The organism is Pseudomonas sp. UTLPPB19802 (assembly GCF_059730225.1).
In genome coordinates this window covers 5,060,363-5,075,706 of sequence record NZ_AP048545.1, presented here as the reverse complement: position 1 = coordinate 5,075,706, position 15,344 = coordinate 5,060,363, and the positions used below count along the sequence as shown (strand labels likewise).

The following is a 15,344-nucleotide window of genomic DNA, read 5'->3' as shown; positions in this document are numbered from 1 at the left end:
GGACTATCAGTCGTGAGTGGAAAGAAGGTGATCAAGATCACAGGGCGGGATATTGCCCTGAGTTCGGCACAGAAGAAGATCGACTTGCTGTTAACGGATAACACGCTCAATTACTACGACCTGGAAGTCAGGTTGAACGACTTTCACGAAGGAGACGTTCGGCATCTGTCCTGTATCGTTGGCGATCGGGCCGGGGACAAGTTGCAGGTCTCGCTGGAAGGGGATTTTTTCCTGGCCGATGATGCCGGTGAAAAACCTCATCTGCGTGAGGATGTCGAGCGTGGCCTCAGAATCATCCTGCAGAACCTGACCGTGAGCCTGAGTCCGGACGCCTATTACGGCAAGCGCCTGTACAGTGTCCTCGACATGGACCTGCCCAAGCTGCTGGTTCCCGGCGATAACCAACGGGTCGCCCTGGGCAGTGCGGCCAGCCGCTCCTACGAGTCGATCGAGTTGATATTCAATCCGGCCAGGGAACCGGAGCTGGCAAAATACCTGGCACAGGGCCGGGTCAACTATGAGATTCATACCACCCGGCACGATGGCCAGCTCACCGTGGCGAAATCCGGTTCGCTGACCTTCGGGGAGATCAGCAAGCGGAAGTCGGCAGGGTACGCCTTCGATATCGGTGGGCCGATGTCGGCATTCGACCTGAGTTCGATTCGACTGACCTACCAGCTCACCACGCTGGGCGGCAGGATCGAAGACGACAGGAAGGACTTCCTGCAACTGCGGCTGGTGGAAGGTCGCTATCAGCAGATCGACCTGAAGGCGGTCAACCGCAAGCATACCCGCGAGTCGCTGGAGTTGAAGTTCGCGCTCGATGGAAAGGATGTTTTCAAGTACCTGAATGTGCGCTTTCCCAGCTACCCGGTGTTTCAGGCGGGCAGCGCCGACCGGGTCTTCAACAGCCTGCAGCGCCTGGACGTGGCGCACGCGACGCGCAGGACGGCCGACGCCATTCTGGTCGACATGAGCGCCCTGGCCTCGACGGTCTATCTCGACAGACAGTCTTTCCTGCGGGTCAAGGGCCTGGTCTATCTCGACGATGAGCCGCCGGTCGGCCTTGTCGAGGTCGACTATGAAATGTTCGACGAACACAGCCGGCGGCTGGGCGACCGCACGTTCCAGGGCCGTTGCCAGATCCGCAAGGCCGCTGAAGACGCCACGGTCTCGCGCTTTATCAACTTGGCGAGCCAGGGCAAGGTGTGCTTCTTCGAACTGGACCTCCAGGACTCGCGAGAAGACCCCGCCATCGCCACGGTCGCGTATTACCGGATCGTGCTGCCGGCGGCGTTCCCGGCAGCCTCCCGCAACGAGGCGTGGGTCACCGAGGTGGAGTTCTATTACAACCGCTACCTGAACTTCGAGGCGATCGCCCAGGAGCAGGCGTTTCCCTACGAGGACTTCAGCCTTACCTCGCCGGTGCCCGAGGAGGGCGCGGGCAGGGTGGCGAACCTCAAGACGTTCCTGGATGAGCATGTATTGGCCTATGCGTCGCTGCCGTTCTCTTTTGAACGCATGGCCGAGGACGTGCTTGTCGAGGGTGAACTGTCGGAGGACTTGCAGCAACAGGCGTCCCTCCATGGCTATTCCAGGACCGCAAGGCAACTGTTCTCCACGCCCTGGCTGGACAGGTCGCAGGTGCTGGAGACGGATGGCTGGTGGCGAGGCGTCGATATCCTGCTGTTCACCTGCTGGATGAAAAAGGAGGACCTGCGCGGGACGTCATCGCCTTACTCGCGAAGTGTCGAGAGCGAGTTCGGTTATTTTCATGATGTTCCCTACACCCTGTCGATCAAGGGCAAGTTCAATCCGTACATCTACATTCCCTGCCTGAAGGGCAATCACGACTATGAACTGGACCCGCTGTTTTCCAATACCCTCTACCTGAGGCAGGGGCGCAGTAGGGTCCAGGGGCGCGGTTCGCTGAACCTGCTGTACCTGCTGTGGGACTCGCACACCACCTTCGATTTCGCTGCCGAGGAAGACTTCCAGCGCAGCGTCGCGCCCACGCGCTTCAAGCTCATCGGCGTGGACCTGCAAAGCATCGCCATCAAGGTCCCCGAGCCGGAACATGAGTTGTGGGGAAGCCTGGTCCTGGAATGGGCCGTCTGGGTCGATCCGGACAAACAGCTGGGGGCCTCCGAGGATCCTGCGGTGCTGGCCTTTCTCGGCGAAAGCCAGGCGGCGATCAAGGAGGGCTCGCTGACCCTGGTGAACTTCCTGAAAGAACCCATCGGCGAGTTCATCGAGTTCGAGATCGAGGGGCGTGTCTATACGCTGGAAAACCCTCCCGGCGATAGCAGGGTTCACTGGCGGCGACAGGTCGACCTGGGCCGCGAGGCACTGGGGGAAAAAACCGTGCTGGGCCGCCTGGGCGACAAGACCGAGTTCGTGCGACGACACACGATCCTGGGCCAGCCCAACACCGCGCTTCATCCCAGCGAGGGTGGCCAGGACATCCTCGTGGCCCGTGGCGAGGTCGCCTACCTCCACGGCGGTGAACATGAAACCCAGTTGATCGGGAACCTGCCGGAAAACCATTTCTACCTGCACCTGGGCGGAACCGACAGCGTGGTCGCCAACGGCTACCGCAATACCGTCGAGATTTCCGCAGGCGCCGGGGGCAGCAAGGTGATTTTCCTCTCGGGGAGGAAGGGCGCATTGAACGTGATCCAGGCCCCGGCGATCAGCTTCGCTACCGCCCAGCTCAGGGATGACGACCTGTTCCTCTTGCGCGAAACCGAGGCGCAACTGCTCACGGTGTGCCTGAAGGGCCTCCTGGCCTGGGACCCGTTGCGCCTGGGCCGGGTCAGCCTGGTGCTCGAAGAGGGCACCTTTGACGCCGGGCAACTGCTTGGCCTGCTCAGGGCCACGCAGCAGATTCGTGCGCAGGAATCCCATCGATTCAAGTCGACCTTGCCCGAGCCGGCCCTTCAGCGGGGCCTGGTGCAGTTGGCCGACAGGCTGGCAGCGGGTGACGCTTCGAAGGCTTTTCTTGAAGACCAGATCCAGCAGTATGACGTCGTCGACAGGGACGATCAGGAGGGACAATGATGTCCACGCAAGCCAATCCACTGGAGATGCACGAGCGTCTTCATACCGTCGAGAACCCTTTCTACGGCGAGAGGGACTACACCTTCACCTTCGAGTTCTGCGCGGCCGAGCCGATCTGGCAGACGCACACGGTCGATTATGTCAGCAGCAACCTGGCAAAACCGAACATCTGGATGGGCGAAAGCCGGCAGGATCATTACCTGACTCGGCGTGAGCCCGAGGCGCCGGACGAACGGGTGTTTTCCGAGCGGGAATGCCGCAGCTTCGCGTTGTTCTGTCGTGACAGCCAGTTGCACCTGGTACTGACGGTCTGGGGGGAGGGTGCCGATGGCAAGCGCCTGCCCAATAGTCGCCATGACCAGCGGTTCGCAACCATCGCCACGCGCCAGGTGGCGGGCAAGGGCGACCTACTCAGGCTGGCCCATGAGCAGCCGTGTGTCATCAAGCTGGAAACCCGCGGCGGCGTCTCCAGCCTCAAGGTCTGGAACACGCTGGACAGCGAGCAGGAACCGTTCACGCTGGACGTGCCGGGTGAGTCGTTCGAGGACTTTTTCTCCGGGTTCACCGAGTTCCAGTTCAACGCGGTACCCGTGGCCCTCAGAACCGGCAAGCACTCCCTGAAGGTGCAGCGGGTCGCCACCTGGCGTGGGAACGCTAAACCTGAGGGGGAGAAGAACTTCCGGGACTGTCTCGAGGAGAAGAAGGCCGCCCTGAAAAGCTTCGGTTATCGGCAACTGCCACTGGACAGGCTGGCGGCGCACTACCCGTTGCACAAGGACCGCTGGAGTCTGCTGGAGAACCGGGCGTTTTATTCGCTGAAGAACGCCGATTTCGAATGGCGGGACCACCACGGGCTGTGTTTCGAGCTGCACCGCAACGTCTGCTCCATCGCGCTGAAGGCGGCGGCCGGGCGAGGCGCCAGCGCCAACGTCCTGCTGAGTGTGTTGCCCGGTGCCGCCAGCCTGGGCGAGATCACCACCCTGGGCGCGCAAGTCGATGCCTGGGCCAGGTCCGAGCCGGGTTTCACCACACGCAATCATCGCCTGAAATTCCGCCAGATTCTTGCGGATGTGCAGGCCTTCGATGCCAGCCAGGCCTTCAGCCTGTCTTCCCACTACACGGATGGCACCCTTGCGGCGATCCAGCAGGGGACCTTGCCGGTGGGGCTTGGCCAGTTCATGGCGCAACTGAAGCGCTCGACGTTTACCGACAGCTCGGCACTCGAGAGCACCATGACCCAACTGCAGGCGGCACTGAACCAGGACAAGGCGCTGAACGACGAGCGTCGCGAGGCGATGGGCAGGCTGACCCTGAACACTTCGAACCCTGAGACGTCCATCGTCTTTCGCGTGCAGCTTTGCCGGAGAATGGTCACGGCGCCGGAAACCGGCGCGTTGCGTTATGAAGAAACAGTGGTGTTTCAGGATAGCGAGGGTCAGGACCGAGGGGCGTTCGAGCTGAAGGAGCGCACGGGTTTCCTGCTGTTTTCGCTGAGCGATGACCGCCAGGCCCTCGACCTGTTTTTCGCCGGTCCGGGCAGCGAGCTTCCCGCTTCGTTGGTCGCGTCGTTCCGTCATTCGCTGGGGGAGGCTCAAGGGGGGACGAGCGCCCAGGTCATCGACGAGGTGGTGCTGGAACTGGGTGCCGAGGGTCCGACGGCCCAGGGCACGAGGATCGCCCTCAGCGGCTTGAGCCTCTGGGACACGGCCTTGTGGCAGCGTGAAGGCCTGATCGCGGAGGGTGAAAAGCCCGATCGGGACTACAACGTGAAGACCCTGGCCTATCTCGGCTTTTGCGGGTTGTTCGAGGCCTTGCTTGAGCAATATCAGCGATCGGCCAAGGTGGGGGCGGTGCATGTCGAGCCTGACGTTTGACCCTGCGCTCGATCGCTACGAAATGTCGGGGACCGGGCTGGATACGCAGCGCTTCGTCTATCTCGACGCGATCATCAATACCCTGGCGCAGCATTCGATCATCGTGCCCGCCCTGGCCCAGGTCGAGGGCGAGCACGGCAGCCGGATGCTGCAGGAACTGCGCTTGCTGAAGGGGGTGCTGTCACTCCACTCGCTGGGCATTGCCCAGCGAAAAGTCGCCGAGGCACTCGGGGTCGACCTGTCGAACAGCAAGGCGCGTACCCGGCGTGCGGGGGTCAATCGCTGACCTTGCTATTGGGGGAGGAGGTTGCGACCACGACACTCTACAAGGGGCTGAGTTCTTTCGTGGAGCTTGTGCCGATAGGGCTGCTCCTCAGGTATTTTTCCTACAAAAAGCGCGACGCGCTACAGACCCCCGATGACTTGCAGCGATTTTACCTGGCATTGAAACGCTGGATTCAGGACAGCTACCTGCTCAACCGGTCGCAGGCCTATGGCACGGGTTTTCCGCTCATTGCCAACCTGCTCGACCCGGCTGCTTCCGGCCATGGCGCAGATGGAACAGAGCCTGAAACGCAAAGGCGTCTCGCTGGGCGACGCGCTGTCCCTGAAACGTCTGCAGGACACCCAGGATGATCTGCAGCGGGCGAAAACCGCCGTCGAAAAAAATCAGCTGTCGGCTCCGGTGCTGAAAACCTCGGCGCGCATGGCCAGTGCGGCCAGCCGCTTGCTGGGAGCCTTTGGCGTGACCCTGGCCGGCTTCGCCCTGATCGCGGTGCCGGGCGTGGGGGTGGCGTTGATCCTGGTGGGCGTGGCCCTGGCGGTGGTCGGCGAGGGCTCGCGAGTGGCGTTGCGCAATGCCGAGGGCCAGTCGTTGCTGTTGTTGCGCCCGCAGGTGAAGCACTGTGACATCGAGGTCGAGGCGGCGGTCAGCGGCTTTTCCGTCTCGATCTAGCCCGTTGGTTCAATAGGGGGTGTGCGGCCCGTCCAGGTGCCGCACACCGGCTGGGTGTCAGTCGACTGCCAGGCCGTGTTCCAGCAGGGCTTCCTCGGTGAGCCGTTCCAGTTCGTCGGTGTATTCGCCGGCGATGGCCTGGTAGAGAACATGGTATTCGGCGTCCGTCAGGCTACGGGCGAAGACCTGCTGTTCCGGCTGGCCCAGCACTGCGGCCGAAGCCTTCATGGTGACTTGCAGCGAGGCCTTTTCATCCTCCGACAGGCTGGCCGGGTTGAACCAGCGTTCCTGGGCGCTCTTCAGTTCTTCCAGGGCATCGCCCTTGCGCTCGCGCAAGGCTTGCTTCTCGGTGAGCTCCTGCAGGTGCTGGTCGTGCAGGTACTGTTCCCAGAAGTCCTGCTTGAGCGTCTGGCGGACCAGGTCCCGTGGTTGTTTTTCCTGTTCGAGAACGGCCTCGTAGGCGGCCTCCAACTGGCGCTCGCCGACATTGGCGATGGGCGCATACCGCATCTTCGAGGCCTGCCAGGGTAGCGCCAGGCGTTCGGCCAGGCCAATGCGGTAGGCCAGGTAGATTTCCGCCTGGTCGGGGTCGCCGACGCGATTTTCGATTTCCGCCTTGGCCAGTTGGTTCACCCGATCCAGGCGTGACTTGCCCCGGGCCAGGCGTAGCAGCTTCGACTCGATCCGCTGCCACTCTGGCTCCTCATAGGCTTCATGAAGCAGCACGTCGAAGCCCATGTCGCTGAAGGCCACCGTGATGCCGTCGGTGCAGGTGTCCGGTTCCGGGCTGTTGGCCTTGAGGAAGAGCCTTTCACGCAACTCGCTGTCCTTGATCGCGGCGCGGACCATGCGGCGGACCTTGTCTTGCAGCCTTGGCCGAACAACCGGATCGAGGTAGTCGGCCGAGTCTGTCAGGTCGTGGATCACCCGGAAAAATTCTTCGGATTGTTCGACGGGTTCCTCGCTGGCCAGCAGCATCCAGTCATTGCGAAAGTCATCCTGTTCGGCGGCGGACATGAGCCCTTGCAACCAGGGCTGTTCGTCGCGGGCGACGGGGGAGCGCGCCAGTACCGGACTGTGCACCGATGCCGTTTCGCTTGGCGAGGCGTCCGACTCCGGATCGGAAGGCAACTCCAGTTCCAGGTTCAGGTCGAGCCCGGTTTCTGCATGGTAATTGACCACGTCGTCCAGGTTGTCGATGGCATTGTTGAAGAGGTTGAGGGTCCGGGCGAGGCGCTGCCCCTGTTCGCTGGTATCGAGCAGGGCTTCGGGGACATGGCCCAGGTTGTTGGAACGCAGGTCCAGCAGGCGCAGGCGCGGCAGCTGTTCAAACCCGGTTGGCCAGGTATTGAGCCCGCAATTGTGCAGATAGATATCCTGCAACTCGGACATCGCACTGAAATTCGGGGTGCGTCCCAGGAACGGATTGTTGCCCAGGTCCAGCTTCTTCAACCGTGTGAGCCGGGTCAGCAGGGCGACGCCCTGCTCGGTCAGAACGATGTGGTTGTTGCTCAGGTCCAGATAGTCCAGGTATGGCATCGAGCCCAGGCTCGCCGGCAGTTCGTCCAGGATGCCGCCGCGTATCGTCAATCGTATGAGGTGAGGAAAACGGGCGAGAAACGGCCCGATCTGGGTTGCCACACTGGAAGCGTCGTGAAAGAGGGTCAACTCGGTCACATGGTCGAAGGTTGCCGACAGGCTTGGCAGCGGTGCCAGGTCGAGGGTCAGGTACTGATTGAATTGATACCCGCCCAGGCTCGAGTGGTAGGACCAGCCCCGGCGCCAGCAGCCTTTCAGGCTGTCCGCAAACTGTGCCCTGGCCTGCGCGAGTTCTGCCGACGTTGAAGTGCTCGCCACCCAGGTGTCGAGTTCCTCGCCCAAGTTGGTGTAGGTCTGCCCCAGTTGTTCGAGGTGCAGCACGGCCGCGCCCTCGTTCAGGCCGCGCAGGCCGAGAAACGCTTCGCTCTCCCACCAGTGGTGGTCGGGGTACAGGCGCTGCGCAAGCTCGATGAATGTCTGGGAGCGCATGAGCCGCGTGCGTCCGCCGATGCCGCGTCCGCTGAGCGGGTAGCCGATACGTCCATCGGCCAGGCGCATCGGCAGCCGATGGGCGGGCTTGATGGCCGGCAGGTCGAGCAGGGCGGCCAAGGCCTGGCGATCGGGTAGCGGTTGTTGCAGCAGCTGGCCCTTCAGGGCATTGGCCTCGTGGGTGCCGGGGAAGCCCAGGGCCTTGCGTTCGGCGTCGGGCAGGGCGTGCAGGACGCTCGCATACAGATCGTCCGGGCCATGCAACTCCAGGCCGTCGGCGTCGAGGGTTTCGTAGCGCCCGGCGTTTTTCAGCAGAATCTTGCGGATCGGCGCCGACTCGCTGCCGATGCTGTCGAACAGGGGACCACTCAGGTTGCGCTCTCGTATTTCCAGGCGGACCTGTCGCGACCAACCGGGCAGTTTCTGCAACTGGTGCAGGATCACGCGGTCGGTGTCGGGTGTATGGCCGGACTCCAGGTACAAGCCCTCCAAGGCCCGCGCCAGGCGCTGGTTGCGCAAGTAGTGGCGGGCTTCCTCGGCCAGGCGCAGGGGGATGCGTCGTGCGCCGAGCAGTTGCTGGCGTTCGAGCGGGTTGGCGTTGCGGGCGAGCTCTTCTGCGACCGGTGTCGACAGGCCGGGAAAGTCGCGCTGGATCACGGCGGCGCCAGGCTGGACGGGCTGGCTGCGATAGCGATAGTGCGAGTCGAACAGTTCGCTGCGACGCCTGATCGCCTGCGGGGCGAGCTTGCGCCGCAGGTGGCCGGAGCGGGTCTCGAGGTTGAACGGGCCGCTGCCGAATTCCTCGTCCAGCAGCGTGCGGACTTCCCCTTCGTCGAGGTTTTCCAGCACCTTGGCCAGCAACCGGTTGGCATCGAGGCCGGGCCATTGCAGGTCGATACGCTTGACCAGGGCCGGCTGGCCCGCCGGGTATTCCTGTATCCGCACGCTTTTGCGGTCCAGCAGGCGCAGCACCTTCGTGCGTGGCCAGACCGGCTCGCTGGTGAGCAGTTGCAGTTCCATGTGCAGTTCGTCCAGCGACGGGCCGGCGACGCCGCCGTCCTGCAGGCGACGGATCAGGTTGTTCAGTTCGCGGTCGAGCTTGAAGCGGGTCACACAGTCCTCCAGCAGGGCCGGTGGCTGCGCCTGGTCCATGTGCATCCGGCGCAGCAGGCTGTCGTCGACCCCGCTGACCCGCATGGCCTGCTCCACCGACGCCGGGTCGAGGCTGGCGGCATCCGGCCCGAGCCGGGAAAACAGCTGCGCGCGCTGCCATTGCCAGGGTTGTTCGAACTCGAATTGCCAGGCCCCCTTGCCGTTGTGTTGCAGCAGCGGTGCGTAGCTGTCGGGGTTGTGCGGATGCAGCAGGTGGAAGCGATTGACCCCGGTGCCGGGGCGTACCTGGTAGTTGCGTCCGTCCAGGTGCAGGTAGGTCTTGCCGTCGTGGTGAATGAGACCGGCGGCATCGGGGTTCGCGTCCACGCTGTCGGGCAGTTCGTGTGCGTAGGCCGACAGGTCGGGTTTCCATAGCGCCGGTTCGTTGGGCGCGGGCTTGATCGGGTGCAGCCCCTCGATGAAGGCCGAGCCTTCGAAACCCACCTGCAGCGCGGTGCCCAGTCCCAGCAGTTCCAGGTTCAGCACCACCCCGAGGAAGCCGAGTACCGCCTGTTCCTTTTCGTCATGGCGCCACTGCTCGATGCCGTTGTAGAGCTGCACGATCAGTTGCCCTGCGGCCACCGCCAGCATCGCCTCGCCCAGGCCCGGTACCAGGAACAGCAGGTTGGTGGTCCAGTTCAGCAGCGAGCGCAGGCGTTCGCTGCGGGTTTTCCTGTTCTCGTCGTCGGTGGGCACGGCGGTGACCCTGGCGTCGTCGAGGCGCTTCACGGTCTGCAGGGTGCAGAATTCGCCGAAGGGCTGGTTGCCCAGCGAGGTCGCCTGCAGGTGCAGGTCCGCCCCTTTCCCAGGCGTGGGCGAGGCCAGCCGCTCGCCGAGGGCGCTGAAGAACGCCGGCTGCGCGCGCAGGTGCACGTAGCGCTTGAAAAAGGCCTGGTAGGGTTTGCCACGCAGCCGCTCCCGCAGCGCGTCGTGCGCGGCCTGGCGGGAGGCATACTGCTTGACCGACTGCTGCGGGTCACCCGCCAGGTACAGCACGCAGGGTGACCCTGCCGTGCCCGATGGGTCGTTGCGTTCGATCAGCATGACACCCTTGAGCACGGCACCGCGATAACCGCTGGGGTTGACGAAATCGAGCAGTGTCAGGTAACTGCAGGTGATCGGGCGGTCGCTCCATTGGGGTGTCCGGGCCGGGTCGATCAGGCTTTGCAGCATCTGGTAGGCCGCCGCGTCGAGGTTGCCCTGGATCTGCGCGATTTCGGCCTGCAGCGCCAGTTCATCGCGCTGCTGCTGTTCGAAGAGCACGCGATAGGGCGCTGGCTGGCCGGGCCCGGCGGGTAGCAGGAAACCCTCGATGTGCTTGCGGTACTGACCGCCCAGGTCGAGTTGCCGGCAGAGCGCGGCGAAGTCCGGCAGGGTGATGTTTTTTTTCAGCACCCGGGTGGACTTGCGCAGGATCGCCGAGCCGCGATCGAAGCCGAAATAACCGGTCTCGGCGCTTTCGAAATTCTGCAGGGCGGCCTGCAGCAGGCTCTGCGTGAGGATGCTTTCCTGGCGGGGGCTGCCGAGGGTGGCGGCCGCGAGGATGTGCACGTGGCGCAGTTGGTCCCGGTAGATGTCCAGGCCCGGACCGTAACGCTCGTTCAGCGCCTGGGTCAGCAGCGGGGCGGCGAACAGCCGGGCGCTCTTGAGCCCCTGCAGGTGCCTGGCCAACGCCACCCTGGAACCTTGGCTGCGCTTGACCGCACGGGCGAAGGCCTGGCGCTGCGCGAGGGTGGCACCGGTCAGCCAGGCGGGCAGGCGGCTGATGATCAGGCGATGGTTGCGGGTCGAGCGGGGTGCGGGAAGAGAGGGAAGAAGGGTGGAGGGTTCGTTTGGCATTGCGTGAGGTCCGATTCGTTGTTCGAATCGGACACGCTAGGTGGCGTGCGGGAAGTGAATGCGGTAGCTATGTATGGCGCTTTCAGGTCTGTTGTACGGTGATCAAGGCATCTTTGGCCGAACGGTGCTTGCAAGTGTTTGTATCTCGGAATACTGTATGAATGATCAGTATTTCGAGTAGTAGTCCATGCAGCTCATCGCCAAGCTCGGCATTCTCGCCGACGCCGCCAAGTACGATGCCTCGTGCGCCAGCAGCGGCGCGCCCAAGCGCAGTTCCCGCGGTCGGGACGGGCTCGGGGCCACCGATGGCATGGGCATCTGCCACAGTTTCACCCCCGATGGGCGTTGTGTTTCATTGCTCAAGGTGCTGCTCACCAACTTCTGCCTCTACGACTGCCAATACTGCGTCAACCGTCGTTCCAGCAATGTGCCGAGGGCGCGGTTCACGCCGGAAGAGGTGGTGCGCCTGACCCTCGACTTCTATCGGCGCAACTGCATCAGCGGGCTTTTCCTCAGCTCGGGGATCATCCGCTCGGCCGACTACACCATGGAGCAACTGATTCGGGTGGCGCGACTGTTGCGCGAGGAACACCAGTTCCGCGGCTACATTCACCTCAAGACCATTCCCGATGCCGACCCGCTGCTGATCGAGGAGGCCGGCCGGTTGGCCGACCGCCTGAGCGTGAACATCGAGCTGCCCACCGAGGCCAGCCTCAAGCGCCTGGCACCGGAAAAGCAGTTGACCACTATCCGCCAGGCCATGGGCACCATCCATCTCGGCCAGCAGGCGGTGGCCGGCGAGGCCAGGGCGCCGCGTTTCACGCCGGCCGGGCAGAGCACCCAGGTGATCGTCGGTGCCGACGCCACGGACGACCGCACGATCCTGCGCAATGCCGAATCGCTCTATCAGGGCTACGGCCTGCGGCGTGTCTACTACTCGGCGTTCAGCCCGATTCCCGACAGCCCCGACAGCGTGCCCCTGGCCGCGCCACCGCTGCTGCGCGAACACCGCTTGTACCAGGCCGACTTCCTGATGCGCGGCTACGGTTACAAGGCCGGCGAGCTGTTGAGCCAGTCGAGCAACCTGGAGCTGGACATCGACCCCAAGCTCGCCTGGGCGCTGGCCAACCGCGAGGTGTTTCCGCTGGACGTGAACCGCGCCGAACCGGCGTTGCTGGCGCGCATTCCGGGCATCGGCCTGCGTAGCGTGCAGCGGCTGGTGGCGTTGCGCCGGGAACGGCGCATTCGCTATGACGACCTGATCCAGCTACGTTGCGTGCTCGACAAAGCCCGGCCGTTCATCGTCACCAGCGATTATCGACCGCCCCAGGCGGAAACCCGCAGCGGCCTGTTGCGCGCCCGCTTGCGTGAACCCCAGGCGCCGTTGCAGATGGGGCTCTGGGGATGATCGCGCTGGACTGCGATAACGACTTCGGTACCTGGCGCAACCAGGCACGGACACTGCTGGGGCACGGTATCGACCCGGTCGATGTGACCTGGACCGAAGGGCCGATGCTCGATCTGCTGGCCGAACCCACGCCGTTGCCGAACGGGCCGGGGTTGTTCTGTGCGCGAGTGCCGGCGGCGCTGCTGGCGCAGCTCGAACAGGCCGCCCGCTATCATGGCGAGCAGCGCTGGAACCTGCTCTACGAGGTGCTCTGGCGGGTCGCCCACGGCGACCGTACCGCGATGCTCGCGGGTGACCGCCTGGGCAGTGAATTGCAGCGGCGGATCAAGCAGGTGCGGCGCGAGGCCCATCACCTGCATGCCTTCGTGCGCTTCGTGCCGTTGCCCGACGCCCTGGCCGAACGGTTGCAACTGGACCTGGTGGCCTTCCACGAACCTGCCCATGACATTCTCGCCAGTGCCAGTGGTCATTTCGCCGAGCGGCTGGGCCGACAACGCTGGCTGATCGCGACCTCACGTGATGGCATCCGCTTCGATGGCGAGACGCTGGACTACCGACGCCAGTGTCCCGAGCAGTGGCGCCAGTGGGCCCTTCATGCCGATGATCCGGACGCCGAATTATGGCTGACCTACTACCGGCACATCTTCAACCCGGCCCGTGTCAATCCGCAGGTCATGCGCCAGCAGATGCCGGGGCGTTTCTGGCGACATCTGCCCGAGGGGCCGCTGATTCCCCGGTTGGTGGGGCAGGCCCGGCAGGGCAAGCAGCGTGATGGCCAGGCGCGGGAAGTGGGGTTGCAGGGCGGCAAGCGGATTGCCGGCGGGAAGGGCTCGCCAGGTCAGGGGCTGGCTGGCGAGCCCAGGTAGCCTGTCGATCAGGCCAGGTGAGTGAACAGGTAGTTTTCCGGCAGCCGCGACTTCGGCAGGGTGGCATTGAAGTCACTGTCGCTGCGGTAGCCCAGGCAGACCAGTACCACGCTGGTCAGGCCTTGGGCGTGCAGATCCAGTTCGGCATCCACCGCCTTGGCATCGAAGCCTTCCATTGGCGTGGCGTCGATACCCAGCGAGGCGGCACCGAGCAGCAGGCTGCCGAGGGCCAGGTAGGTCTGCTTTTCCATCCAGTGCTGGAGGTCTTTCTGCTCGTAGCGATGCAGGTCGACGAAGCCCGAGCGGATCTGCTGTTGGCCGCTGCGGGCGGTGTCGCTGGCGAAGCGGCCGTCTTCCTGTTCCTGTTGCAGCACCTTTTCCAGGTGGCTGTCGCTCATGCCGGTGCGGGTGCACAGGGCGATCACGTGGGAGGCATTGAGGATCTTCGGTTCGTTGTAGGCGAAACGTCCTTCGGCGCCCTTGGCCAGGCGTGCCTTGCCCTCGGCGGTCGAGGCGACGATGAAGTGCGAAGGCTGCGAGTTGACCGATGAAGGTGCGTTGCGCAGCAGTGTCAGCAGTTCATCGATGGCGGCCTGGGGAATACGTTTCGAGGCGTCGAAGGCTTTGGTGGTGTAGCGCTGGGCGGTGATGTGCGCGAGGTTCATCGGGAACTCCATGGCGGCAGGATGAGGACTGGCGCTGATTCTGATCTTCGTTGACAGAGAGATAAAGAGGTAAGATCGGTTAGCTCTTTCACTCCTGGTGTGAAAATGATTCGGCTCGATGACCTGTCGTTATTTGTTCGCTCTGCCGCGCTGGGCAGTTTCTCCAATGCGGCCCGCGAGGTGGATCTGCTGCCCGGCCAGGTCAGTGCGGCGATCCGGCGCCTGGAGCGCGAGTTGGACATCTGCCTGTTTGCCCGCTCGACTCGCAGCCTGCGCCTGACTGCGGAAGGCGAACGCTACCTGCCTTATGCACGAGGCGTCTTGGAAACCTTGCGCGAAGGGCACGAGCAGTTGCACGTCGAACGCCTCGAACTGCAGGGCACCCTGCAGATGGCCGTGTCTTCCGACCTGGGGCGCAACCTGCTGTCGCCCTGGCTGATCGAATTTCGCCGCCTGCATCCACGGCTGATCCTGCGCCTGTCGGTGTCCGACCAGATTTCCGACGTCTTCCGTGATCCGGTCGATGTCGCGGTGCGCTACGGCCATCTCGAGGATGCGAGTTTCGTCGCCTTGCCGCTGGCGGAGAATCGGCGGGTGCTGGTGGCGGCGCCGTCGTACCTGGAGGCTCACGGACGACCGTGCAGCCTCGACGACCTGGCCGGGCACAATTGCCTCTGCTACGTGTTGCAGGGCCGCTATTACGACAAATGGGCGTTCTACAAGGATGGCCAGCGCCGTGAAGTTGCGGTCACCGGGACCCTGTTCAGCGACGACGCCGATGTGGTGCGGCACTGGGCATTGGCGGGTGAGGGCATCATCTACAAGGCCTGGCTGGAGGTGCGTGCCGATATTGCGGCGGGGCGCCTGGAACTGCTGTTGCCCGAATACCATGGCGAACATACCCGGCTGCAGTTGGTGTGCCCGCATCGGCGGCAGATTTCCGCATCCGTGCAGGCCCTTTACCAGTTTCTCCAAGGGAAATTCCGCGAACTGGATCAGAAGGGCCCGGTGCTGCCACCCTGAAATTGGGCTAATGTCCCTATGGAAAATACGTGAAAGGTGGTCGGGATCTGCTGCGATAATTCGCCAGCGGGTTTGATTCGAAGCGCAATCCTTTGAAAATCATAAGCTTGCGAAATGTGTCGAATACGGAAAATTGGCGCCGGTGAACTTGCTTCGAGGGGAGGGGATGTATATATTCGTGCCCTTGTCGCCCCGGTCCTGGAAGGTCATCAAACCTTTCGGCTCACCATGAGCCGCCGCGTCGACCGCTGCACCGCGCTGCCGCCCGAATGGCGAAATTGGTAGACGCATGGGACTTAAAATCCCCCGTTCGTAAGGACGTGCCGGTTCGACCCCGGCTTCGGGCACCATCTTACATTCCAGAGAAGGCTTACGAGATCTCTGGAAGCCTTGAAAACCTGCCTCCTGGCGGGTTTTTTCGTTTTTGCCTTCCATCAGGTTCCAGGCCCGTACCCGGAAATCCAGCCGTTTTAA

9 protein-coding genes and 1 tRNA gene are annotated in these 15,344 nt (G+C 63.5%); 8 read left to right on the top strand and 2 right to left on the bottom strand.

The window, feature by feature from the left end:
- Positions 1-12 precede the first annotated feature (12 nt).
- The 4 genes from AC6I6U_RS21880 (at position 13) to AC6I6U_RS21865 (ending at position 5,889) form a co-directional block, all read left to right on the top strand.
- Positions 13-3,060, top strand: coding sequence for a hypothetical protein (locus tag AC6I6U_RS21880; protein WP_497878108.1), 3,048 nt, complete (start codon positions 13-15; stop codon positions 3,058-3,060).
- Positions 3,057-4,934: a hypothetical protein gene (locus AC6I6U_RS21875; protein ID WP_497878107.1), complete on the top strand. Its 1,878-nt coding sequence runs from the start codon at positions 3,057-3,059 to the stop codon at positions 4,932-4,934. The genes AC6I6U_RS21880 and AC6I6U_RS21875 overlap by 4 nt, the downstream gene beginning before the upstream one ends.
- The gene (locus AC6I6U_RS21870) at positions 4,915-5,220 is read left to right on the top strand and encodes a hypothetical protein (RefSeq protein WP_497878106.1); all 306 of its coding nucleotides are present in this window, start codon (positions 4,915-4,917) and stop codon (positions 5,218-5,220) included. The genes AC6I6U_RS21875 and AC6I6U_RS21870 overlap by 20 nt, the downstream gene beginning before the upstream one ends.
- A gap of 207 nt (positions 5,221-5,427) precedes the next feature.
- Positions 5,428-5,889, top strand: coding sequence for a hypothetical protein (locus tag AC6I6U_RS21865; protein WP_497878105.1), 462 nt, complete (start codon positions 5,428-5,430; stop codon positions 5,887-5,889).
- Between the two features lie 57 nt (positions 5,890-5,946).
- On the opposite strand, the gene AC6I6U_RS21860 is transcribed toward AC6I6U_RS21865, so the two are convergent.
- Positions 5,947-10,908, bottom strand: coding sequence for a dermonecrotic toxin domain-containing protein (locus tag AC6I6U_RS21860; RefSeq protein WP_497878104.1), 4,962 nt, complete (start codon positions 10,906-10,908; stop codon positions 5,947-5,949).
- 187 nt (positions 10,909-11,095) lie between these two features.
- Between AC6I6U_RS21860 and AC6I6U_RS21855 the strand changes: the two genes are divergently transcribed.
- Positions 11,096-12,316 carry a putative DNA modification/repair radical SAM protein gene (locus AC6I6U_RS21855; protein WP_497878103.1) on the top strand — a complete coding sequence of 407 codons (1,221 nt, stop codon included), beginning with the start codon at positions 11,096-11,098 and terminating at the stop codon, positions 12,314-12,316.
- Positions 12,313-13,182 (top strand): TIGR03915 family putative DNA repair protein, encoded by an 870-nt coding sequence (locus tag AC6I6U_RS21850; RefSeq protein ID WP_497878102.1) that lies wholly within the window; start codon positions 12,313-12,315, stop codon positions 13,180-13,182. The genes AC6I6U_RS21855 and AC6I6U_RS21850 overlap by 4 nt, the downstream gene beginning before the upstream one ends.
- A gap of 8 nt (positions 13,183-13,190) precedes the next feature.
- Here AC6I6U_RS21850 and nfsB read toward each other — a convergent pair whose 3' ends face one another.
- Positions 13,191-13,847 (bottom strand): oxygen-insensitive NAD(P)H nitroreductase, encoded by a 657-nt coding sequence (gene nfsB / locus AC6I6U_RS21845; RefSeq protein ID WP_497878101.1) that lies wholly within the window; start codon positions 13,845-13,847, stop codon positions 13,191-13,193.
- 105 nt (positions 13,848-13,952) lie between these two features.
- On the opposite strand from nfsB, the gene AC6I6U_RS21840 reads away from it, so the two are divergent.
- Positions 13,953-14,870 (top strand): LysR family transcriptional regulator, encoded by a 918-nt coding sequence (locus AC6I6U_RS21840; protein ID WP_497878100.1) that lies wholly within the window; start codon positions 13,953-13,955, stop codon positions 14,868-14,870.
- A gap of 263 nt (positions 14,871-15,133) precedes the next feature.
- Positions 15,134-15,220: transfer RNA gene (locus tag AC6I6U_RS21835), tRNA-Leu, on the top strand.
- The last annotated feature ends 124 nt before the right edge of the window (positions 15,221-15,344 follow it).

Coding starts and splice junctions, on each gene's coding strand:
- AC6I6U_RS21875 (WP_497878107.1), top strand. CDS start 3,057: ATGATGTCCACGCAAGCCAATCCACTGGAGATGCACGAGCGTCTTCAT.
- AC6I6U_RS21870 (WP_497878106.1), top strand. CDS start 4,915: ATGTCGAGCCTGACGTTTGACCCTGCGCTCGATCGCTACGAAATGTCG.
- AC6I6U_RS21865 (WP_497878105.1), top strand. CDS start 5,428: ATGGCACGGGTTTTCCGCTCATTGCCAACCTGCTCGACCCGGCTGCTT.
- AC6I6U_RS21860 (WP_497878104.1), bottom strand. CDS start 10,908: ATGCCAAACGAACCCTCCACCCTTCTTCCCTCTCTTCCCGCACCCCGC.
- AC6I6U_RS21855 (WP_497878103.1), top strand. CDS start 11,096: ATGCAGCTCATCGCCAAGCTCGGCATTCTCGCCGACGCCGCCAAGTAC.
- AC6I6U_RS21850 (WP_497878102.1), top strand. CDS start 12,313: ATGATCGCGCTGGACTGCGATAACGACTTCGGTACCTGGCGCAACCAG.
- nfsB (WP_497878101.1), bottom strand. CDS start 13,847: ATGAACCTCGCGCACATCACCGCCCAGCGCTACACCACCAAAGCCTTC.
- AC6I6U_RS21840 (WP_497878100.1), top strand. CDS start 13,953: ATGATTCGGCTCGATGACCTGTCGTTATTTGTTCGCTCTGCCGCGCTG.